A 21936-nucleotide genomic window follows, 5' to 3' on the forward strand; every position below is an offset into this window, starting at 1 on the left:
GCCATGTATACCCAATGCCCCGGCTGCAAAACCGTGTTCCGCATCGACGTGGCACGTCTGCGCAGTGCGCACGGCGAGGTGTTGTGCCAGCGTTGCCATATCGTTTTCAATGCGCTGGGCGCATTGTCCGAGACCGTCAGCGAGGCGACTTCCGAATCGCCCGGCAATTCCGCCCTGCCGCCCTCGCTTGGGCCGGCGGAGACGGTCGCCACATCGCGCTATGAGCAGGAGATGCGGCAGGACACGGTCCATGGGGCGGATGGCTTGCCGTCCTTCTCCGCCGATGCAAACCGGCCGGTACGCCGCCGCGTACCCGAGCGGTCTGTGGAAGCGCCTCCCGTCGAGCCCGAGGGTTCGGCGGACAGCCGGTTCGCCGGCTGGGGCTGGGGGCTGGGCTCCACCGCCTTGCTCCTATTGGCGTTGGGACAACTGGCCGTGTTCGAGGGGCCTCGCCTGGCCCAGCAGGAAGACTTGCGCGCCGGTCTGGAATGGCTGTGCCGTCCTTTGCGCTGCAGCCTGCCGGAGTTCCACCAGTTGGACCGCATCCGCATCGTCGACCGCGCCTTGCAGGCTGCGCCCGACGACATCGACGGCTTCGAATTCAGTCTGATCATGGTCAACCAGGCACGCCTGCCGCAAGCCTATCCGACCCTGCGGCTGGCATTGACCGAGGTCAATGGAGCCCCCATCGCCGTCCGCCAGTTCAAACCCGAAGAATATCTGGGATCGGTCCGTCCGGGCTCCATGCCCGTGGGCCAGCCGGTGGAGGTCCGCCTCCTGCTGGCGCGCCCGGCCAGGGAAATCGGCGGATTCAGTTTTGAATTGATTTAGCTCTTCCAAACCATAAGAAACGGCGCCTAAGGCGCCGTTTCTCGTTCCAGCATCGGCCTTCAGGCTCTGACGTCGATATGGTGTCCTAGAGGCCCCTGCGGTTGGGGGGATTCGGGGAGCGCGGCCGACTGCACGAGCTTCAGGGCATTCGCGCCGTCCTGTTTGATCTGATCGTTGGCCAGTTTCAACACGGAGGTCGCATGCTGCTGCTTCAGGCTGACGCCGCCGATCATCTCGGCCAAGCCGGCGCTGTTGGCGGTCGAAATATCCATGACATGACCTTCGGGTGGTTTGCGGGCAATTCAATTATCGGCCGCATCCGGCGTTTCTAGAAGGAAAACGGGGCCGTGCTCAAGGCTTGCCGGTCGATTTCTGTACGACGCTGTCGATCTGGTTGGTGCGCAGATAGGCGCGCGTTCGGTCCGCGTCCACCAGGCTGCCAAAGGGGCCTATCTTCACGCGGTGCCAGGGGGTGTTCTCGATCTTGACCGTTTCGATCTTGGACTTGACCTTGAGCTGCGACAATTGCGTCTTCAATTTTTCCGCGTCCGCCAGATTAGGAAACGACCCGGCCTGCAGCAGGTAAACCACGCCGGCCGGCTTGTTGCCCAGGCTTTCCTCCTGCTTCATGCTCTTGATGTCGCTCTCGCCGATGATGACTTCTTTTTCCGGCAAAATCTTGTAAAAGCTGAAACGGGGTTCGGGCGGCTTGGGCGGCGGCGGAGGGGGTTCGACCGGCTTCGCGGGTGCCTCGGGCTTGACCGGCGCGGGCTCGACCGGTTTTTGCGGCACTTCCGGCTTGCTCGGCGGCAGTTCCACCTTGGTCACGGCAGGCTCCGCCTTTTTCTCCGGCCTGGCTTCCGGCTTGACCGGCTTCTTTTCTTCCGGCAAGGACTTGGGCGGGATGGGCGGCGCCGGCAGCTGGGTCGTACGGGGAGGCGGCGGCGCGGGTTCTGCGGCCGTGGGCGGCGGCGTTTCGTCGCCATCGCGGAATATCAGCCAGAGGATCAACACGAGCGCAACGGCGGCCGCCGGCAGACGCCAGGGAAGTCGGCGCCTGGTATGGCGATGGGGGCGGTAGCCGGGCACCCGGTGTTTGTAATCCATGCGCTCTGCCTTACATCGCTTCCGGCGCGCTGACGTCCAGCAACTTCAGGCCGTTGACCAAAACCTGGCGGACCGCTTCGATGAGGTTGAGGCGGGCATCGCGCAGGCCCGCGTCCTCGACCAGGAACTGGTGGGCGTTGTAATAACCGTGCAATTCGGCCGCCAGTTCGCGCAGATAGTTGACCAGATGATGCGGCGCCTGTTGCAGGGCGGCACTTTCGACCACCTCCGGATAACGGCCCAACGTGGCGATCAGCGCGGCTTCGTGGGACTCGGTCAGCTTGTCCAGGTGATCCATGCCGGCGTTCAGATCGCGCGGCAAACTTTTTTCGTCCAACTGGCGGAACACGCTGCAGATGCGGGCGTGGGCGTACTGCACGTAATAGACCGGGTTTTCGTTGCTGCGGCTGGTGGCCAGCTTGAGGTCGAAATCCATGTGCGCGTCGGATTTGCGCATGACGTAGAAGAAGCGACAGGCGTCCTTGCCGACCTCGTTGCGCAACTGGCGCAGGGTGACGAATTCGCCCGAGCGGGTCGACATCTGCACCTTTTCCTCGCCGCGGTACAGCACGGCGAACTGCACCAGCAGCACGTCCAGCTTGTCGGGTGCACCGCCCAGCGCCTGCATGGCCGCCTTCACCCGCGGGATGTAGCCGTGATGGTCGGCGCCCCAGATGTTGATGATGCGGTCGTAGCCGCGCTCCAGCTTGTTCATGTGGTAGGCGATGTCGGAGGCGAAATAGGTCATCTGCCCGTTCTCTCGCACCACCACGCGGTCTTTTTCGTCGCCCAGCCGGGTGGAGGCGAACCAGGTCGCGCCGTCCTTTTCGTAGAGGTAACCGGCGGCCTGCAATTTCTCCAGGGATCGTCCGACCGAGCCGTCGTCGGTGAGGCGGCGTTCGGAAAACCATTCCTCGTATTCCACGCCGAACTCGGCCAAATCCTGGCGGATGTCGGCCAGTATGCTGTTCAGACCGGCATCGAAGGCTTGCTGGTAGCCCTCTTCGCCCAACAAGGTCTTGGCGCGGGCGATCAGGGCGTCGATGTGCAATTCCTTGTCGCCGCCCTGCGGCTCGTCGGGCGGCAGCTCGGCCGTCACCACCGGGGCGGCCCGGCGCAGGGTGTCGCCGACCTGTTTGTGCAGTTCCCAGGCGATCTCGCGCACATATTCCCCGCGATAGCCATTGCTGGGGAAGGTCAGGACTTCGCCGCACAATTCCAGATAACGCAGCCATACGCTGGTGGCCAGGATGTCCATCTGCCGGCCGGCATCGTTGACGTAATATTCGCGGTGCACCGTGAAGCCCGCCGCGGCCAGCAGCTTGGCGACCGCCGAACCGTAGGCGGCCCCGCGACCGTGGCCGACGTGCAGAGGCCCGGTCGGATTGGCCGAGACATACTCGACCTGCACGGACTGGCCCGCGCCGACCTTGCTCAAGCCGTAATCGTGGCCGGCTTCGATGATTTGCCTGACGAGCTGGAATTGCGCCGCCGGATCGATGAAAAAATTGATGAAGCCGGGGCCGGCGATCTCGGCCTTCAGCACGGCGGCATCGGCGGGCAAGGCCGCGACGATTTTCTCCGCCAACTGGCGCGGATTGCTGCGCGCCGCCTTCGCCAGGACCATCGCGGCATTGCTGGCGAAATCACCGTGCTGCGCGTCGCGGGCACGCTCCACCGTGATCGAGGGCGCCAGGTCGGCGGGCACTATCCCCTCGGATTTCAGGGTGTCGATGGACGTTTGCAGCAGGGATTCCAGGCGTTTTTTCATCGTGCTCTGTAGGGAGGGAAGGGACTCGTGGCCCGGGCATTATCCTAAAAGGCCTGGCCCACTGGCAATGCGCGGAGTTCGACCGTGCGGGCCGGGACCCGCGTCGACTCATGGCCTTGCGGGCGGTGGGGGGGCGAGGCGGTGCTCCTGGTAGATGCCGGTGAGGCGGCGGCGGAATTCGTTGGTCACTTCGGCGATGTCGCGGCGCTTCTCGACGACCCGCGGGGTGATCAGCACCACCAGTTCCTTGCGGTCGTCGGTCTTGCTTCGACTGCCGAACAGATAACCCAGCACGGGGACATTGCTGAGCCAGGGGATGCCGCTCTGACTGCTGTCGACGGTATTGCTGATCAATCCTCCCAAGGCCAAGGTTTCGCCGTTGCCGACCGCGACCTGGCTCTGAACCTTGCGCTGGGCGAATTGGAAGGTGTTTGTGCCGCCGACGACGACCTCCGATGGCGTACTGATTTCCTGGTAGATGTCCATGATGACCAAGCCGCCCGAATTGACGCGGGGCCTGACCTTGAGGGTCACGCCGCTTTCCTGGTACTGGATGGTGGCGGTCGAGAACGGGTTGGTGGCGCCGGAATTGAGATTGGTGGAAGAGCTCGTCGTGGTCGGCACGCGGTCGCCCACATTGATCTGGGCTTCCTGATTGTTCAATACCATCAACGAGGGGGAGGACACCACGTTGATCTTTTTATCCTCGGCCAGGGCGTTGACGATCACCTTGATGTCTTTGCCGGCGAAGGCATAGGCGAATCCGCCCGGTCCTGACGCGGCCAGGGCGGCGTTGGCCGCGTTTTCCAGCAGATTTTTGGAACCCGCCAGCGCTTCGGCGCTTTGCCCGTGCGTGAACAACCATTGGAGACCGTACTGCAACGAGCCGGTCAGGCTGACTTCGACGATGGTGGCGTCGATCAACACCTGCAAGGGCAGCACGTCCAGTTCCTTGATGACGGTCTCGATTTCCTTGTAGTCCTGCGCCTTGGCCATGATGATCAGGGCGTTGTTGGACGGGTCGGCGACGATGCGCATGTTGTTGCCGAGCTCGGTGGCGGTGGCGCCGCGAGCGGTGGTGCGCCGGCTGAAGGAACCCGACGAGCCGCCCGATCCGAGGCCACCGGCTCCCAATCCTCCCGACCCCGAACCGCTCGCCGAAGAGCCGCCGAGGCCGCCCGTGCCGGAACCGGAAAGACTGCTGCGTCCCCCCGTTCCCGTCGTGGTGCTGCTGGTCGAGCCGGTGCCGCCGAATGACGAGGAAGATGAGGACGAGGACGCGCCGTCGCCGAAGCCGCTGTCGTCCGCGCCGCCGAATCCGCCCGAGGCACCGCCACCGCCTATGCTGGCCCCGGAAAGACCGGGCGCCAGCGAGGCGCCGCCGCGTCCGCGTCCCCCGCCCTGGCCGAATATCTGGCCCAGGGTGTTGGCCAGTTCCGCCGCGTCCACGTTTTGCACCCGGTAGACGTGCATGCTGCCGCTCTTGTCGGTGTTGTAGCGGTCCAGGCGCTCGATCCAGTTTTCCACCTCGTCCAGGTAACGCGGCTGCGGGCTGACCGCCATGATGGCGTTGAGACGCTCGATAGGCAGCAGCCGGAACATGCCGCCTAGGGGGCCCTTGCCGGCACTCTCGCCCAACAGCTTGGTCAGTTCTTCCGCGATGGTGACGGCGTCCACGTTGCGCAGCGGAAACAGGGCGACGGCCATGCCGCGCATGAAGTCCACGTCGAACAGGCGGATGGTGTCGATCACACTCTCTAGTTCGTCGGAGGTGCCGGCCAGCAACAGCAGGTTACGCACCTCGTCGGCGCGTATGATGGATTTGGGCGGCATCAGCGGTTCGACGACTTTCTGCATCTCCTGCACGCCGACGTAGCGCAGCGGCACCACCCGGAGCTGATAGCCCGCCGGCAGGTCCCGGCCGCCCAGGCCCAGGCGGGCGCCGGCCGCGCCCACGGTGCCGGCGGCTTCGGGTTCGATCTTGTACAGCGGGCCGTCCTTGATGAGCACCGCACCGTTCATGCGCAGCAGCATTTCCAGGGTGGGAATCAGCTCGTCTTCGGCCAGCGGTCGCGTGGTCTGCAGGCTGACCTTGCCGACCACCTTGGGATTCAGCACGTAGTTGAGTTTGAGGGTGTCGCCCAGGATCACCTTGCTGACTTCGCCCAGGTCGGCTTCGTCGAAGTTGAGCGTGTATTTGCCTTCCTTGGCCGGCTGCGCCGCGGGGACGGACGGGGAGCCCTGGCCCACCAGGCCGCCGGAGGGCGGATAGTATTCCTTTTCCTGCCGCGGCTTCGATTCGGCGGCGGGCGGTGCTGCTTCGCTCTCCGCCGGCGGTTCCTGCGGAAGCAGGACCTTGGGTACGGGCTGCTTTTGGGCGACGGGTCCCAGGTATTCGCAGCCGTTCAGGCTCATGGCCAGCAATGCTATGCCCGCCGCGAGGCGCTTGGGGTTTGCCGGAACGCGGCGCTTAAGGTTGGGGTGGTTCATCGGGTGGCGTCTCTTCATCTTCAGCGCTGTTTTGATCGGGTTCTTCGGCAACCTCGCCCTCGGGAGGGGGCGGGGCGCCCGTGTTTATCTGGGCTTTGCCTTTGGGCGGAGGGGCGGGGGTGGCGGCTTTCGGCTTGGGTTTGAGCAGCAGCAGTTCCTTCTGCTCCCCCGCCTGTTCGAGCGTCACCCGGTCTTCGCCGATCTTGACGAGGGTCCAGCCGTTCACCTTGGCGTTGAGCCGCGCACGCTTGTATTTGTTGCGGGCGTCCATGAACAGCGCGCTCTTGCCCTGCGGGACCAGCACCACGCCCATCAGCTTGAAGTCGAGCGGTGTTTGCTCTGTCGCGCCCGCCAAGCCCGGCTCTTCGGCTTCCACCGGCCGCCGGCTGTCCTGGAACAAGGGGCGCTCCACCATTTGGCCGTATTCTTCCAGCGCTTTCAGGCCGACGTCGCCGGCGTCCGCTTCCGCGGCGATTTCGGCTGTGCCGGCGGGCCGGTCCGCCCGGAGAACGGACCGCCGGCTGTGATCGCTCCACCATTCCAGCAGCAGAATCAGGATCAGCAGTCCGCTGCCGGCGAGCAGGGCCAGGGCGGGAAGATAGGGGCGCAAGGTCTTGGGCATGCTTAATTCACTCCCCTCATGTAACCGACGACGTCGAAATCGACGCTGAGCTTGTCGGTCGCCTTGGCCGCCGGCTTGCCGCCGGGCGAGAAAGGCTGGCCCACCCGGATGGGGCGGATGTTGAGGTTCTCGACGAAGAGGATGGGAGTGTTGGCTTCGAATGCGTGGAGAACCTGGCGCAGCACCGGTGTACTGCCGGTCATGCGGACCTTGACGGCGACCCGCGAGAACTGTTCTTCCTTGCGCTCGGGTATTACCTGGGTGCTGATGAGTTCGCCGCCGGCGTCGGTTACCGTCTGTTTGATCAGGGTTTGCAAGTCCGCCGAGGCCAGTGCGGTGGTGTCGCGCGCGAAGAAACGCTCCTCCTGCTGCCCCTGCTGCCGGATTTCTTCCAGTCTGGCCGTCCAGGCCTCCTTGCCGGCCGCGAGCTTGCGGAGTTTGGCCAGACGGAATTCCAGTTCTTCTATGCTGTCGGCATAGGAAGCCGTGAGGCTATGCAAGGGCAGCACCACGACGCCCAGCACCAGCAGCACGGCGCCCGCCAGCAGACCCAGGGCGATGAGGCGCGATTTACTGAGGGGGTATGGCTTGTTCAGATGCCCTCCTGCCGAGTACTTCGCTGGCTATCTGGAAACGCTCCTGGCCGCTGGCGACATCTTTGGTCACCGGGGAGACGAAATTGGTGTTCTTGAAGTAGGGGGAAGCCTCGATTTGCGAGATCAGGCTGGAGGCCGCGGGCGATTGCCCCTGGATGACGACTTTGCGGTCGCGATATTGCAGGCCGTTGAGCCAGGTCTGGTCGGGAATGAGCCGGCTCAGTTCGTCCAGCATTTCGAGGGTTGCCGGCTCCTCGCTCTTTTTGCGGAGCAGGAAGCCATTCTCATGGGCAAGTTTTTCCGCCTCGGCCTTGATGTCTTCCACTTCCTTTGAAATCTTGGTCACTTGGCGCACCTCCTGGCGCAACTGCTGTTCCAGGGTGTAGTTGAGCCAGGCGGGCAGGGCGAGTGTCGCTAGCAGCAGCAGCGCGAACAGGGCCGCCGCGGCGATGTTGACCCGTTGGGGAAGGCGCGAGCGGGGCCTGCGGAATGCCTCCGGCAACAGGTCGTGATTGGCGCGAGCACCGTCGGCGATCACCCGTTCGGGCCGCCAGCCGGCGGACGCCAGTTCGTCCAGAGAGGGGTCCAGCTTGGCACGCGGGGTGAGGGCCAGTTCCACCCGAATCTGGCGCGTGTCCGGCAGGCGTTCGATGAGCTGGATCGAGTAATAGACCTGATCGGCCTTGAAAGGCGTCAGCCGGTCCATCTCGAAAGCCATGACCTGGCGTAGATTTTCGCTCGCCGCGGCCGGGAGCTTGAAGGTGCGCAGCAAAGATTGGCCCTGGCCTAAGCGCAGACAAAGCTCCGCCTCGTCCAGGTGCGGCGTGGTTTCGTACAGCTTTTCCCGTTCCCGGGCCGCGCTTTCGTCCAGCGGGAACAGGCCCAGCGGGCGCTCGCCGTTATCGTCGGACAGGGAAACCTGCACTTGCTCGCCGCGGCGGCTCAGCAGCAGGCGGGCGCGCTGCGGCCAGAGGGACGCGCGCAAGGGTGCCGGCAGTATCGCCGCCAACTCGCCGCCCCACCAGCGGAAGAAGCGGGCATAATCCAGTTCGATGTGGGAATCCAGTTTCAGCATGGCGGTCAGTTCGCGCCCGGCGTATCAAAGTAACCGAGGGCGCCTGCGGTTTGCGGTTTCCATTCGACCACGGCGAGAGGCAGTCCGCTGCGGGAGAACTGGCGGCGGAGCACGGCCTTGAGGCCCGCGCTCGCGCCTTCCGCCGTGCGCGCTTCCAAAAGTATGGAAAAGGCGACGTTGGAGCCTTGGTGCATGCGGACGCCGCCGGGGGGTATGTTGAGCGGCGGCGGAGGCACCTCGGGCGGGGTGCTCGCGCGCTGGGCCAGGTAGGCGTCGACGGCACTTTCGTCCAGGCCGGGCAGGGCGAGCAAGGCCTGGCGGCTGGCATAGGCGGGATTGATCCCGTCCTGCCCGCTATAGAGGGTCAGCACGGGTTCCAGTCGGGCGTAGAGCGCGGGTGTCATGCCTAACACCATGGCTAATTCTTCCAGTGTTTGAAAATTCTTGTTGCCCGGCGCGTAGCCCTTACCGGCCGCGGCGTAATCGTCGGCTTCGGCGCCATGCAGGCGTTTGAGGGAGTCGGGGTCACGCCAATCCAGGATGGCATCCGCCAAGGCGTCCGCCCTGTCGCGGTCCTCGTTCAGCAGCTTGGTCAGCACGGCGCGTAACGTAAGCTCCTGAGTGGTATTGATGTCGATTTTGCCGCCCTCGTCGAGGACACGCAACCTTACCCGGCCGCCGGGCAGTTCGATTTCCCGCAAGCTGTCCCCTGCGCGCCAGCGCAGCTTGGGGTCGGGAATGCTCAGCATCATCAGGGCGTATTGCAGGCCGGCGTCCGCCAGCGCCAGGCTGCGTGCGCGGTCCTGCAGGGAATTCAGCAGGCCGGCGTCGCGTTGCAGGCCGAGTGAGAAGCTTCCCGCCATGATGCTGAGCAGGGCCACGGCCCAGAGCACGGCGATCAGGGCCAGGCCGCGCATATCCTTCATTGGCGCGCCTCGCTGCGGGGCGCGATGGTCAGGGGAGGCCAGGGCGGCGAGCCTTTCAGCGCGATCTCGATGCGGATCAGCGCCGGCAGGACCGGCTGTCGCCATTCGCTTTGCCATTCGGCGGGCTGGTCCGCTTGAGCCGAGGCGAGGTAGGCGATACGCAGATCGGCCAGGTTTTCAACCAGGGTTACGTCTTCGATGCTGCCTTCTTCATTTCCCCGGGACCCTCCGGCGGCCTGGTAGACCGGCTGGATGGACAGTTTCAGATCGCGGATGTCGTCGTGCTCCTCGGTATAGAGTTCGAAGCGGTACAGCCCGCCGCGCACTTGCGGCGGGAGGCTGCCGGCATAGGCGAGCCGGTCCGGTCCGCCGTCGAAGAGCAGGGCGGACGAGGACGGATCCGGATCGGCTCCCGGCGCGGTGGTTTGTCTCAGTGGCAGGGTGGACGACAGGTGGGAACGCAGAAAATTCTGGGTGGTCAACATGCGGTTCATGTCGGCGGTCCGGCGTTCGCCGCTTTCCCAACTGCGCACGCCGATGCGCAGGCTGCCCAGCAGCAGCGTCATCATCACGGCCAGCAGGGTGGCCGCGATCAGCACTTCGATCAGGGTGAAGCCGGCTTGGCGCAGGGGTCGCGTCATCGGGATCTCCCCGCGCCGAATCGGGGCAGGCCGGCTTGCGCGGCCTGCAGCCGCAGCGTGCCGAGGCTGTAGGTCTGCGGACGGTCTTCGTCGCCCCAGCTCACGGTCAGTTCGGCCCAATAGGCCTGATACGGCAGATTGTCCGGCAGGGGGTCGGGCGGTTGCCAGGGATTTACGTCGAGTTGCCAGCGGTAGGTATCGTCGATTTCGCCTCCGCTGGTGCCAGGCTGCAGCGGCGCATCCCGGCCGGCGGCCGTCAGCAGCGATTCCGCCAGCAATATCGCCCGGGCACGCTCGCCGGCGTTGGCCGCCAGCTGCGTGCCGCCGCCGAAGATGCGGAGCAGCACGCCCAGCGCCAGGGCCAATATGGCGAATGCGACCATGACCTCGAGCAGGGAGAATCCCCTTTGGCCGGCGCGGAACTCAGTCTTCACGTTCTTCGCGTACCGTGACTTCTCCGGACAGCCAGTTGACGTCGACCAGCCGGCGCTGCCCGGCGGCTTCCAGGGTGATCCGTCCCCCGGTCGCGGAACCGTCGGGATAGAAGCGGATGTTGCCCTCTTCGGCATCGACCAGCTCCTTGTCGGCGGTGAACAACTGCAGGCGCACGGAATCCGGTAGGGCATAGCTCTTGGCGCGTCCGGTGACGCGATAGACATGCCGCGCCACGTTGAGGCTGAACACCGTTTCCTTGCCGCGGCCGAGCGCGAGTCCGCGCACGTGGCGCAAGGCCGAGGCGATGTCGCTGGCCGCCCCGCGCAATCGCATGGTGGCCATGGCCGGCTGCAGGTTGGGCACGGCCACCGCCGTCAGCAGGGCGGCGATCACCAGCACGAGGATCATCTCCATCAGCGTGAAGCCATGCGGGCTAGCCGTGCCTGAGTTCGGCGGTCGAGGAGCGGCCATGTTCGGCGCGGCTTATTCCCAGCTCGCGACGTCGGCATCCTCGCCTTCGCCGCCGTCGCTGTTGTCGGCACCCAGGGTGAACAGATCGAATTTGCCGTGCTGGCCGGGCGCGACATAGTGATAGGGGGTGTTCCAGGGGTCGGCCGGGACCTTTTTCTTGCGCAGGTAAGGCCCGTTCCAGACCTTGGCGTTGCCGGGCGCTTCGATGAGCGCGGCTAACCCTTCGTCGGTCGAGGGATAACGGCCAACGTCGAGGCGGTACATGTCGAGCGCAGAGGACAGCTCCTCGATCTGCAGGCGTGCGGTCTTGGACTTGGATTCGCCCAAATGCTTCATCACCTGCGGTCCGACCAGACCGGCCAGCAGACCGATGATGGCGAGCACGACCAGCAGTTCGATGAGGGTGAAGCCGCGGGAGGCGAGAGGACGGGAGTTTGGGGTAAGCATGGCTGGGTACGCTTTTATGGAGTTAGGAGTTAGGAGTTAGGAGTTAGGAGTTAGGAGTTAGGAGTTAGGAGTTAGGAGTTAGGAGTTAGGAGTTAGGAGTTAGGAGCGGTCAAAAGGCCAGGTCGTTGACGCTGAGTATGGCCATCAGGATGGAGATGATGATGCCGGCGATCATGATGCCCAATCCCACGATCAGCACCGGTTCCAGCAGGGCCAGCAGACGCTGGATGGCGATCTTCACTTCCTTGTCGTAGGTGGCGGCCACGCGTTCCAGCATTTCGTCGAGATGGCCGGATTCTTCGCCCAGCTTGATCATCTGGATTGCCAGGGTGGGGAACAAACCGGACTCGATCAGCGGCCCGGACAGCCCGCCGCCCTGTTTCAGGTTTTCCAGCGCCAAGTCTACCTTTTCCGCCGCCACGCGGTTGCCCAGCGTTTCCTTGACTATGGTCAGCGCGGTCAAAAGCGCCACGCCGTTGCCCAGCAAGGTACCCAGCGTGCGGCTGAAATTGGCCACCTCGATCTTGCGGACCAGGTCGCCCACCAGGGGCAGCTTGAGCAGCCGGCGGTCCCATACGTAGCGCCGTTCCGGCACGCTCATCTGCTGGCGGACGTAGCTGGCGACGCCCATCACGAGCAAGGGGATCGCCCACCAGTAGTCGCGTAGGCCTTCGGCCAGGCCCACCACGATCTGGGTGGGCAAGGGCAGTTCCTTGCCGGCGCTTTCGAACATCTCGGTGAACTGGGGGACGACGAAGGTCAGCAAAAGCAACAACGAGAGGGCGGCCATGGTGACCAGGATGGCCGGATAGATCAGGGCGGTGCTCACCGTCTCGCGCAATTCCTTGGAGCGTTCCAGATAGTCGGATAGGCGTTGCAGCACCTGTTCCAGCGCGCCGCCGGCCTCGCCGGCCCGAATCAGGTTCAGGTAAAAGCGGGAGAACACGCCGGTCTGCTTTTCCAGCGCATCCGACAACTGCGCGCCGCCCTTGACGGTTTCCAACACCCGGCCGATCAAGGCGTTCAGCGCCGGTTGAGTTTCCGTGAGCTCCAGCAGCACGGTCAGCGCCCGGTCGAGCGGCAGGCCGGCATGTAGCAGGGTCAGCAACTCGTGGGTGAAGAGCGCAATGTCTTTCTGCGCCAGCTTCGATTTGTCCCGTCCCAGGCGCAGCCAGGCGAAGGGTCGCGAGGATGCCGGGGCAATCCGTATCGGGATCAGCCCCTCGCTCTGCAAAGCCGCCAGCAGGACGCTCTCGTCGGCCGCCTCGCGCTCCGATTCCTGGGTCTCGCCTTCGCGGTTGACGGCCTTATAAAAGTAGAGGGGCATGAGGGGAAAACGGTCCGGGTTTCGAAGGTTTGCAGTTGTCCGTTGTAACGCAATGATAATAAAGCGTAAAAATCTCGATATGCCGCGGTCGGATGTTAACGGGCGGGTCGGCGCATTTCAACGCCGCCGCGCCGGGACAGTCTTGCCTATACTCTGAACGCAAAATCATACGCCGGGTGTGCCATGCGATTCGACTGGGACCAGAAATACGAGATCGGTAACGAGTTGATCGACAAGGAGCATCAGGTATTCGTCGAGCTCATCCGCAATGTCGCCTATAGCATCGAAGACGATGCGGAAAGCGACTATATCGTCAGGCTGCTCACGGAAGTCGAGAAATACGCCGAGTTCCATTTCCTGAGCGAAGAAAACATCATGATCAGTTGCCGTTATCCCGAACGGGAGCGGCACCGGCAATTGCACCTCCAACTGAGCCGAAGGCTACGCGATCACATCGAGGCTTACCAGCGCGGCGAAAGCGAGGCCGTGGCGGTGCTGGAGTTTCTGATGGACTGGTTCGCCCAGCACACCGTGCGGGAAGACCTGCGCCTCGCCGAGCACATCGGCCGCCTCAACGCCCACGGCTCGGCCTGATCACGGGCCGTTCTCCTTCCCCCCCGCGTCCGTCGGCGCCTGCTCCGCCGGGGTCTGAGCCTTTTTGGGCTTGCTGCGCCAGTATCCGTCCCGCACATATTAACCCGGCCATAAAATACCGTACGTTCTAAGCGGCGTACTTGATGGGGGCGGCTTTGAAGTAGGCGCGGATGCGGGCGGGCTGTTTCTGGATCGAACGCAGGTGCGAAGTCACCTTGCGCTTCAGGTGAGAGCCGTCGCGCACGGGTTCGGCGGCACTCATCCGTGCCTTGAGGTCGGCATTGAGGTATTCGTCCGGATTGAGTTCAGGGGAATAGCTGGGTAGGAAAAACAGCTCGATCTGGTCGGTTTTGTCTGCCAGCCATGCTTTGACCGTTTGGCTGTGATGAACCCGCAGGTTGTCGAGGACCAGAAACACCTTGCGCCCCGCCTCACGGACCAGGCGCTGGAGAAACTGGATGAAGACATCGGCGGTGAGCGTTTCTCGATACATCATGAAGCGCATCTTCCCTTGGTTGGTGATGGCGGAGATGAGGTTGATGCGCTCCCGCTTGGACTGGGACAACACCAGCACCGGCGTTTTGCCGCGCGGCGCGTAACCGCGCGGATAATGCTCGACCGAACTGACAGCGGTTTCATCGCCCCAGCAAATTTCCGCCCCTTCGGCCTTGGCCCGTTGGGCGATGGCTGGGTAGTCCTCTGTGAGCCACTTTTGCACCGCCGCCGGTCGTTGCTCGAAGGCGCGTTTGAGCGGGCGCTGCGGCGTGAATCCCCAGCGCTTCAGATAGTTTCTGACCGAGCGCACTGGCAGGTTCAGCCCAAAACACGCCTGGATATGCGCTCGCACCGCCTGCGCACTCCATAAGGCGAAGCGCAGTTTCACTTGATCCGGCGTTTTGTCCACCAGGTCTTTCTGGAGAACGCTTTCCTGAGCGGGCGTGAGACGGCGACCGTTGCCTGCGGGCCGACCACGCTGGGCCTCTTTCACGCCATGCCCGGCTTCGGCTTTAAGCAGCCAGAGCGTCACCGTGGGACGGCGCAAACCCAACTCCCGCGCAATCGCCGCCTGGCTATGCCCTCGCCGGTGCAAGCGGATGACCGTACGGCGCAATTGCTCTCGTGCCGCCGGCTCCAGTTTTCGAGTATCGATTCGTTCTGCTTCCATGCTCGAATTTTACCAGACTCAGTACGGTATTATTTGGCCGGGTTAATAGCAATTCCAGCCCCAGCGCAGCCAGTCCAGGAGTGCGAAGGCCAGCCACATGGCCCACAGCAGCATCAGCAGCCGGTAGCTCCATAGCGGCGCGCTGACGACCCAGGGCCGCGGCATCACGGTTTCGCTGTGGTCCTGGTACCAGTTCAGATGCCAGGCATCGGACTGGTTGCCCGCGATCTGCATGTCGGGCAGCCCCAGCAGTCCGTTTTGTACGGCGAGAAACAGGCTGGACAAGGCCAGCAGGGTGAGCAGGGCCAGGCCGGCCTGCATGAGGTTGAAGCCGCTATCCGAATAAATTGAGTTTCGGCGCTCGCGCCAGGCCAGGGCGTAGAGCCAGCCGACCACGCTCAGCGCGCCGAGCGGGCCGATCTGGCTCAGGCCGATCAGCAGCAAGAACCATTGCCGGGTGCTCAGGGGCGTCCAACCGATCCGGCCGAGCCCCGCCGCCAATACGCCGATCAGGATCAACACCCCCCAGAACAGCACAGCCGGGCCGAGGCGTGGGCCGCCGGCGAGCAGCACCCAGCGATCCTGTCCCGGCGTGTACCGGATCTCGCTGTTCACACCGGCCAGCCCCAGGTCCACGCGCGAGCCGTCGAACAGCCCTGCCATGCCGCGGTTTTCCCGCCAGCTCAGGGTCACCGTCTGTTGGCCCGGATGGATGGGCAGGCTGAGTGCGCCGTTCTGCAGGCGCAGGGGATGGGCGACGCCGTCCAAAGCGGCGGAGCGCAGTTCGGCGCCTTCCGGAAGCACGATGCCGTGCTGTCCGCCTTGCGAGCTGCGCAAGCTCAGGGTCAGGGTGGCGTCGGTCGCGCGTACTCCCGGGTTCAGCTCCAGGCGGCTGCGTTCCAGGGTGAGGGTGGCGCCCGGTGCGCCGCGCGGCTTGAGCAGTTTCAAGGTGAGCGTTTCGCCCGGCCAGGGCCGCCATTCCGGCAACCAGTCGCCGTTCGGTCCGCGGTGGCGGGTCACCGGGATGCCGTCGCTGCTTAGATGCCAGATGGAGCCGACCTCGGCCCGCCAGATTTCGCTCCACAAGGTGTTGGATGCCGCATGGAGGGTCAGCGAGGCGCGTGGTTCCAGGATCGATTCCCAGGCGGTTTCGCTCTGCCCGGCCGCCAGGTTGATGGCGACCGTTCCGTTTTTGACCTTGAAGCCGGGTGTGGTGACCGACTCGCCTTCCAGCAGGGGGATGTCTGCCAGAACCGGCGTGCCCGGCGGCGAGGCCCGTTGCACCTGGGTCAGCAAGCGCCAGTCCAGCCCGAAGCGCAGGGTCCTTACCACGCGCAGATAAGGCGGCAGGGGACGCGCTTCCAGTTCCTGCTCGGCGTGGCCCGCATCGCCGGGTAGGGTGCGGGAGATCTGCAAGGGCCCGGCCGGGACGCCGTTTTCCCCCAGGCCGTCCACCCGCCAGCCTTCGCCTTCCACGGCCACCCGGCGCGGGACCAAAGGCAGGGTCAGCGCCGTCTGACCGTGCTGCGGCAAAGGACCGCTCAGGAGCAGTTCATGGCGGCCCGGATCCAGCTTGATCCACAGCTCGCCCTCGGTTCCGCGGAACAGTCCTCCGGCGGGCCGGCCGTCGAGTTCGGCGCGTTCCGGCAGCCATTGGCCCTCGCGGGCGGGGAGCGGCACCGCCAGCGCTTCCTGGGCGTGCAGTTCGAGGCGCATCTGCAGTTCGCTGGCGTCGAAACGCAGGGTCAGACGCGGTATCTGCGCGCAATCCGGCAGGCACTCGGGCGGGGCCAGCAAGCGGGATTTCAGCTCCTGCAGCAGCGTGGCCGGCGGAAAATCGGCGCGACTTTCCGGCGCGTAGGGAAGTGCAAGCAGAACCAGCAGGGCGGCCGCCGGGGGCAGACTGGCGCCGGTCGGCGGCGGAGATACCGCCCGCGGGGGCGCGGACTCCCAGTCCGAGCGCAACAGCAGCCAGGCGAGGGCCAGCAACAGGCCGACGCGCGCCAGGCTGAGCAGGAGGTTGAGGCCGGGCGGCAGCAGATAAAGCGCCGTGGTTTGATCGGCCAGCACGGGTCCGTTCCAGGCAAGCGCGACGCGATTCCAGCGCCAGTTCGGCAGGCCGGGACCGGTTTGCGTTTTGGCTTCGGGGTCGAATTCGTCGAGTCGCCGAGGTGCCGGCGTCGGCAGCGACTGCGGCAGATAATTCCTGGCGCCCGACGCGCGCTCGGCGGAATAGTCTTCCGCCTTCTGCGCCGCGATACCGGCCGGCTCCGTAGCCATCGCCGGCGCGCTCCTGTCGGCGCTCTCCTCGTAATCGGCCCAGATGTGGGGTTCGAGTTGGGGGTAGAGGCCGATGCGTATCTGCTCGGCCATGAAGGGCAGGGCGATCAGCGCCAGCCCCAATGCGGCCAATTGGCGGTAGTACCTGACGGCCTTGGCGGCGCGGCCGGCCGGCAGCGATTTCAGCAAGGCGGCCGCGGCCAGCAGATGCAGCCAGACCAGTCGGGGTGCGTCGTTTTCGTGCCATAGCAGGGTCAGCGCCGCCAGGGCCAGTGCCGCTTGCGGCCAGCCGTACAAGCGGGCGACCACCAGGCCGGCGATCAGCACCAGGAACAGATCCAGCAGGGTCCAGCGTCCGACCCAACTGCCGGGCGCCTGATCGACCCCGGTGGCGGTCAGGAGACGCCAGCCCGGCGGCAGGTGCAGGGTCATGGACAGGCTCTGGAAGTCGCGTCGCCAGCCGCTCGACGGCAATCCGGCCCCGCTGCGGTTGGTCCGACCCTCGGCGGTCAGATTAAGCTGGCCGCGGCGTATTTCCACGCCCGCCCGGTCTTCCAGCAGGGTGATCAACTGGTCCGATCCGTCGATCTCGACTCGCCCGAGCTGCTGGGTGGACTGTGCCTCCAGGCGCCAGTCCCGGCTCATGGTTCCGGCGATGCGGTCGCGATAGGTATAGCCGGCACCGTCGAAATCCAGCCAGAGATCGCGCGTCAGGGTCAAATTGTCGGGCTCGGGTTCCGGATCGCCGCGGCGCAGGGTCTTGATCGCCAATACCTGTCCGGCTTGCAGCCGGTAGGCTGGCAAGGCTTTCCATTCGTCCGGCAGCTCGGTCTGGCGTGGATCGATTTGCTGCGCGCCTTCGATTTCCGTCACGCGGGTTTCCGCATGCGCTTCATAAGACCAGATTTCTTCCCCGGGCCAGGGTTCGACCGCTGTGTCCTGCCGTTTCAGGTTGGCGACTTCGCCGGGATGCCGTGCGACGAGCTCGATCTGCCAGCGGCCCGGACGCAGCTGCACGCGCAGCGCGCCGTCGGTTTCCAGCCGGGCCGGCAGGGCGCTGCGCAGGGAGAGCGGGATGAATTCGGGCAACAGGGCGCCGGACAGCAGAACCTCCCGCGCCTCGCCGGCCACCGTCAGGTCCAGCCGGGTGGCCAGTTGCAGGGGATTGCCGTCGGCGATCTTGCGGTAGACGCGCAGGTCCAGGGTGTTGTTGGCGGCCTGGGTGTCCTGGCGCTGCGCGCCGCGCAGCCAGAGTTCGCCTTGGGCATTGTACAGCGGCGTCGACTGCGCGCGGCCGTTGACGGTCAGGGCGATCAGGCCGGCGTCGCGCGGTATGCCCAGACTTTCGGGCAGGCGCTCCCAGCCGAAGCGCCCGGCTATCGCGTGATTGCCGGGCGTCAGCCAAAGCGTCGGCATCCCGTCGCGACCCGCCAGCAGGGCGGCGCGGCCGTCCAGGCTGACGTCCGTCGGCCAGCGCTGCGGATCTCCCGGCAGGCGTAGCCAGCCCGCGGCATCCACCTGCACGCGCAAGTCGAAACTGCCGCCCCGCTCGTCCAGGGCCAGGCCCAGCTTGCTGGGCCAAAGGCAGCGGTGGATATCCGGCTGTCCCGCCAGGGCCGCGCACAGCCTTTCCTCTTCGTCGTGCAGCACCCAGCCCACCCAGGGCTTGAGCGGTTCGGGCACGTCGGCCGGGGCGAGCGGTGCGGCGGTGACCGCACGGCCGAAGACGAAACAGAGCGATAGCAGCAGATAAAACCGGCGCATGGCGTACTCCCTGATGACATCGTGCAAGCGCGGAAGGCCCGCGGACGCGGGTCGCTGGAAGCCGATTATTCAGCAAGCCGGGCCATGCTGTCTTGCCGAGCGCGATTTGACAGCGGTAAAACGCCGAACGATGATCGGCGCCTTTTGTTTTTCCCCCGTTCGACCGGCTTATATGACCAACTTCATCCGCATTCCCCAGCATGTATACGAGGATCCGCTGGCGCGGGTCTGGGTCGTTTGCGCGCAGCGCATTGGCTTTCGCGTCGAACGCACGGCCGAGGCTTACGCATCGACCGACGGGCGAGGCATTTTACTGATCGGCGCGGATGAAATGCTGGACCCGGACGATTCGCTGGCCCAGATGATATTGCACGAACTCTGTCACGCCCTGGTCGAAGGCGAGGCAGGGGAGGGGCAGACCGACTGGGGTCTGGACAATACCAGCGGGCGTCACACCTGGCGCGAACATGCCACCTTGCGCCTGCAGGCTTATCTGACCATGCCTTACGGCTTGCGCGATTTCTTCGCGCCGACCACCGATTTTCGCGTGAAGTTCTGGGATGAACTGCCTGCGGATCCTTACGCCGCGCCGGCGGAAAAGGGCGGCAGGCGCGAGCGCAGTTGCGTGGCCGCGCGTCTCGCCGCCTGGCGCGCCGGGCAGCCGCGTTGGGCGGGGCCTCTGCGTGAAGCGCTGGAAGCGAGTGCCGCCATCGCCGCCGTGACGCCGCGCAGTCGGGAGCCCATTGCCGCTTCCGCACAGGGCGGCGGGAGCCTGCCGTCTTTATGGCATACCGTGACGCATCCCCTGCCGACTCATCCCGCCGGTCACGCGGTCGCCGCGCATTACTTCGGCGGGCACGGCTGCGCGGATTGCGCCTGGGGTTTTAGCGCACGGGGAGGCCTGCGCTGCCGCCACGCCCCGGCTGCCCGCCTGCCCGGCGATGCGCCGCCCTGTGCGCGCTGGGAGCCGGCGGAGGAGCTGGATTGCCAGACCTGCGGCGCGTGCTGCCGCGAGGCCTATCATTCCGTCGAAGTCGGCCCGGGCGAGAAGGTCGTGAAGCGGCATCCGGATCTGGTGCTGAAGCTGGAAACCCACACCAAGCTGCGCCGGGAAGGCGAGCGCTGCGCCGCGCTGCAAGGCGGGCAGACGCCGCACGAACCTTACGCCTGCGACATCTACCCGGACAGGCCGCGCACCTGCCGCGAATTCGCCCGCGGCAGCGCGCATTGCCTGGATGCGCGGAGCAGGGTGGGCTTGTCGCTTTGAGCGTCGAAGTCAGCCGCAGGCCTTTGAGACTTGCGGCGCGTGGTCATGTGTTTCGCGGCGCAAACATGATGATGGCCATGCCGGCGCGCGAGACGGCATGAACACAGGCACCCAGACCCGGACCGGGCGCTGTTATCCCGTGAGCCCGCTCAACTCGCAGTGCGGCTGCGCAGCGCTTCTTCGACCTTGCCGTGCAATCCGCCGAAGCTGCCGTTGCTCATGAATACGAGGTGATCGCCGGGGCGCGCGTCGCTTGCGAGCCGGGTCGCGATGTCGTCCAGCGATGAAAACACGCTGACGTTCCCCGTCTGTTCCAGTGCCTGGCCGACGTCCCAGCCGAGATTGGGCGCCTGGTAGACGATGGCCTGGTCGGCGGCCTGCAGTGAGGCGCCGAGGCAGTCGGCGTGGACACCCAGGCGCATGGTGTTGGAGCGCGGTTCCAGGATGGCGATGATGCGTTGTCCGCCGACCTTGGCCCTGAGCCCTTCCAGGGTGGTGGCGATGGCCGTGGGATGGTGCGCAAAATCGTCGTACAGGGTGATGTCGTCGATCACGGCGCGCACTTCCAGTCTGCGCTTGACGTTCTGGAAGCGTTGCAGGGCCCGGCAGGCCTGGTCCGGGGCGACACCGGCGTGGGCCGCGGCGGCGATGGCCGACAGGGCGTTGCGCACATTGTGCCGGCCCGTCAGCGTCCATAGCACGGTGCCGGTGAGCTGTCCGTCGCGCCACACCTCGAAATGGCTGCCGTCGCCGGCCAGCAGCCGGGCGCGCCAGGCGGCTTCGCCGGCTTCATCGTCCAGCGCCGTCTGTTCGACGCCGGTCCAGCAGCCCATGCGCAGGGTTTCGGCGAGATTGGCGTCCACATCGGGGGACACGATCAGGCCGTTGCCGGGGATGGTGCGGACCAGATGATGGAACTGGCGCTGGATGGACGCCAGGTCGGGGAATATGTCGGCGTGGTCGTACTCCAGGTTGTTCAGTACGGCGGTACGCGGCCGGTAGTGCAGGAATTTGGAGCGCTTGTCGAAAAACGCCGTGTCGTATTCGTCGGCCTCGATGACGAAATAAGGCGAACCGCCAAGCCGGGCCGAAATGCCGAAGTTCAGGGGAATGCCGCCGATCAGGAAGCCCGGCTTGCGGCCGGCCTCCTCCAGGATCCAGGCCAGCATGCCGGATGTGGTGGTCTTGCCGTGCGTGCCGGCGACCGCCAGCACCCAGCGGTCCTTCAGCAAGGCTTCGTACAGCCAGCGGGCGCCCGAGGTGTAGGCCAGACCCAGGTTGAGTACGGCCTCGACTTCGGGATTGCCGCGCGAGAGCGCGTTGCCGATGATGACCAGGTCGGGGCGGGAGTCCAGGTTCTGGGCGTCGTAACCGTTGTATAGACGGATACCCTGCTCCTCGAGCTGGGTGCTCATGGGCGGGTAGACGTTTTGGTCGGAGCCGGTGACCTGATGGCCGAGTTCCCGGGCTATCAGGGCGAGTCCGCCCATGAAGGTGCCGCAGATGCCTAGTATGTGTATGTGCATGTCGTCTTGTGAGCCTCGAATCGGGTTATCGCTTGAATCACGGCTGGGCCGCGCCATCCTTGGGCGCTTCGCCTTCTGTTTTGGGTTCGCCTTCGGCGGGTTTGTCGCTTTCGGGCAGAGGGGCTTCCGCGCCTTTCGCTCCGTATTTTTCCAGCAGAGCGGCGATGTGCGGGACGCCGCTTTTCTTGACCCGGTCGATCAACGCCATCCCCGCACCGTCTTTGGCGTTGACATCGGCTCCACCGGCCAGCAAGGCCTTGACGGCTTCCGGGTAGCCATGTCCGGCCGCTTCCATCAAGGGCGTGACGCCGTGCGGGTCGGGCGCATTGGGATCGGCGCCGAAGGCCAGCAGTTTGCGCACGATGCGCGCGTTTCCGGCCGACGAAGCCGCCAGCAGCGGCGTGCGGCCGGCCGGGTTTTTCGCGTTCACGTCCGCCCCTTGGGCCAGCAGGGCGTCGACCCGCTCGACCTGGCCGGCCGCCGCGGCGGCGAAAAGCTCCGCGCCGCTCTCGGCGGACGCGCTCGGGGCGAGCGAGAACAGCGCCAACACGAGTGTAATGCTCTTGATCATGTGTTCCTCTGTTTCGTTGCGTCGAGCGTT

General features: G+C 65.3%; 20 protein-coding genes. 3 read left to right on the forward strand and 17 right to left on the reverse strand.

What is annotated here, in order from left to right; genetic code table 11:
• The first annotated feature begins 3 nt into the window (after nucleotides 1-3).
• Nucleotides 4-831, forward strand: coding sequence for a zinc-ribbon and DUF3426 domain-containing protein (locus JWZ97_RS16025; RefSeq protein WP_205431200.1), 828 nt, complete (start codon nucleotides 4-6; stop codon nucleotides 829-831).
• Between the two features lie 59 nt (nucleotides 832-890).
• Here JWZ97_RS16025 and JWZ97_RS16030 read toward each other — a convergent pair whose 3' ends face one another.
• The 13 genes from JWZ97_RS16030 to JWZ97_RS16090 form a co-directional block, all read right to left on the reverse strand.
• The gene (locus tag JWZ97_RS16030; RefSeq protein WP_205431202.1) at nucleotides 891-1103 is read right to left on the reverse strand and encodes a hypothetical protein; all 213 of its coding nucleotides are present in this window, start codon (nucleotides 1101-1103) and stop codon (nucleotides 891-893) included.
• Between the two features lie 79 nt (nucleotides 1104-1182).
• Nucleotides 1183-1938 carry an SPOR domain-containing protein gene (locus tag JWZ97_RS16035; RefSeq protein WP_205431204.1) on the reverse strand — a complete coding sequence of 252 codons (756 nt, stop codon included), beginning with the start codon at nucleotides 1936-1938 and terminating at the stop codon, nucleotides 1183-1185.
• Nucleotides 1939-1948: 10 nt separating this feature from the next.
• Nucleotides 1949-3709 (reverse strand): arginine--tRNA ligase, encoded by a 1761-nt coding sequence (gene argS, locus JWZ97_RS16040; protein WP_205431205.1) that lies wholly within the window; start codon nucleotides 3707-3709, stop codon nucleotides 1949-1951.
• 108 nt (nucleotides 3710-3817) lie between these two features.
• A complete protein-coding gene (gene gspD / locus JWZ97_RS16045) occupies nucleotides 3818-6199 on the reverse strand; it encodes a type II secretion system secretin GspD (RefSeq protein WP_205431209.1) in 2382 nt (793 codons plus the stop codon).
• A complete protein-coding gene (locus JWZ97_RS16050) occupies nucleotides 6180-6821 on the reverse strand; it encodes a hypothetical protein (protein ID WP_205431210.1) in 642 nt (213 codons plus the stop codon). Before JWZ97_RS16050 ends, gspD begins: the two co-directional genes overlap by 20 nt.
• 2 nt (nucleotides 6822-6823) lie before the next feature.
• Nucleotides 6824-7354 (reverse strand): type II secretion system protein GspM, encoded by a 531-nt coding sequence (gene gspM / locus JWZ97_RS16055; protein ID WP_240342378.1) that lies wholly within the window; start codon nucleotides 7352-7354, stop codon nucleotides 6824-6826.
• A 37-nt stretch (nucleotides 7355-7391) separates the two neighbouring features.
• A complete protein-coding gene (locus JWZ97_RS16060; RefSeq protein WP_205431211.1) occupies nucleotides 7392-8492 on the reverse strand; it encodes a PilN domain-containing protein in 1101 nt (366 codons plus the stop codon).
• Nucleotides 8493-8497: 5 nt separating this feature from the next.
• On the reverse strand, nucleotides 8498-9418 hold the full coding sequence (locus JWZ97_RS16065; RefSeq protein WP_205431212.1) for a general secretion pathway protein GspK: 921 nt from the start codon (nucleotides 9416-9418) through the stop codon (nucleotides 8498-8500).
• The gene (locus JWZ97_RS16070) at nucleotides 9415-10059 is read right to left on the reverse strand and encodes a prepilin-type N-terminal cleavage/methylation domain-containing protein (RefSeq protein ID WP_205431214.1); all 645 of its coding nucleotides are present in this window, start codon (nucleotides 10057-10059) and stop codon (nucleotides 9415-9417) included. The genes JWZ97_RS16065 and JWZ97_RS16070 overlap by 4 nt, the downstream gene beginning before the upstream one ends.
• Nucleotides 10056-10493, reverse strand: coding sequence for a prepilin-type N-terminal cleavage/methylation domain-containing protein (locus JWZ97_RS16075; protein ID WP_205431215.1), 438 nt, complete (start codon nucleotides 10491-10493; stop codon nucleotides 10056-10058). Before JWZ97_RS16075 ends, JWZ97_RS16070 begins: the two co-directional genes overlap by 4 nt.
• A complete protein-coding gene (locus JWZ97_RS16080) occupies nucleotides 10483-10965 on the reverse strand; it encodes a GspH/FimT family pseudopilin (protein WP_205431216.1) in 483 nt (160 codons plus the stop codon). The genes JWZ97_RS16075 and JWZ97_RS16080 overlap by 11 nt, the downstream gene beginning before the upstream one ends.
• Before the next feature lie 12 nt (nucleotides 10966-10977).
• Nucleotides 10978-11412, reverse strand: a complete 435-nt coding sequence (gene gspG / locus JWZ97_RS16085; RefSeq protein ID WP_205431217.1) for a type II secretion system major pseudopilin GspG — start codon at nucleotides 11410-11412, stop codon at nucleotides 10978-10980.
• A gap of 109 nt (nucleotides 11413-11521) precedes the next feature.
• A complete protein-coding gene (locus tag JWZ97_RS16090; protein WP_205431218.1) occupies nucleotides 11522-12739 on the reverse strand; it encodes a type II secretion system F family protein in 1218 nt (405 codons plus the stop codon).
• A gap of 183 nt (nucleotides 12740-12922) precedes the next feature.
• Between JWZ97_RS16090 and JWZ97_RS16095 the strand changes: the two genes are divergently transcribed.
• Nucleotides 12923-13333 (forward strand): bacteriohemerythrin, encoded by a 411-nt coding sequence (locus JWZ97_RS16095; RefSeq protein ID WP_205431224.1) that lies wholly within the window; start codon nucleotides 12923-12925, stop codon nucleotides 13331-13333.
• Nucleotides 13334-13460: 127 nt separating this feature from the next.
• Here JWZ97_RS16095 and JWZ97_RS16100 read toward each other — a convergent pair whose 3' ends face one another.
• On the reverse strand, nucleotides 13461-14498 hold the full coding sequence (locus tag JWZ97_RS16100) for an IS630 family transposase (RefSeq protein WP_205429545.1): 1038 nt from the start codon (nucleotides 14496-14498) through the stop codon (nucleotides 13461-13463).
• Nucleotides 14499-14540: 42 nt separating this feature from the next.
• A complete protein-coding gene (locus tag JWZ97_RS16105) occupies nucleotides 14541-18542 on the reverse strand; it encodes a hypothetical protein (RefSeq protein WP_205431226.1) in 4002 nt (1333 codons plus the stop codon).
• A gap of 172 nt (nucleotides 18543-18714) precedes the next feature.
• On the opposite strand from JWZ97_RS16105, the gene JWZ97_RS16110 reads away from it, so the two are divergent.
• Nucleotides 18715-19809 (forward strand): YkgJ family cysteine cluster protein, encoded by a 1095-nt coding sequence (locus tag JWZ97_RS16110; RefSeq protein ID WP_205431227.1) that lies wholly within the window; start codon nucleotides 18715-18717, stop codon nucleotides 19807-19809.
• A 149-nt stretch (nucleotides 19810-19958) separates the two neighbouring features.
• Here the strand turns inward: JWZ97_RS16110 and mpl are convergent, their stop codons facing one another.
• A complete protein-coding gene (gene mpl, locus JWZ97_RS16115) occupies nucleotides 19959-21335 on the reverse strand; it encodes a UDP-N-acetylmuramate:L-alanyl-gamma-D-glutamyl-meso-diaminopimelate ligase (RefSeq protein WP_205431228.1) in 1377 nt (458 codons plus the stop codon).
• A gap of 37 nt (nucleotides 21336-21372) precedes the next feature.
• The gene (locus tag JWZ97_RS16120; protein WP_205431229.1) at nucleotides 21373-21906 is read right to left on the reverse strand and encodes an ankyrin repeat domain-containing protein; all 534 of its coding nucleotides are present in this window, start codon (nucleotides 21904-21906) and stop codon (nucleotides 21373-21375) included.
• Between the last annotated feature and the right edge of the window lie 30 nt (nucleotides 21907-21936).

Source organism: Methylococcus sp. EFPC2 (genome assembly GCF_016925495.1).
In the GTDB taxonomy this organism is placed as follows: Bacteria; Pseudomonadota; Gammaproteobacteria; order Methylococcales; family Methylococcaceae; genus EFPC2.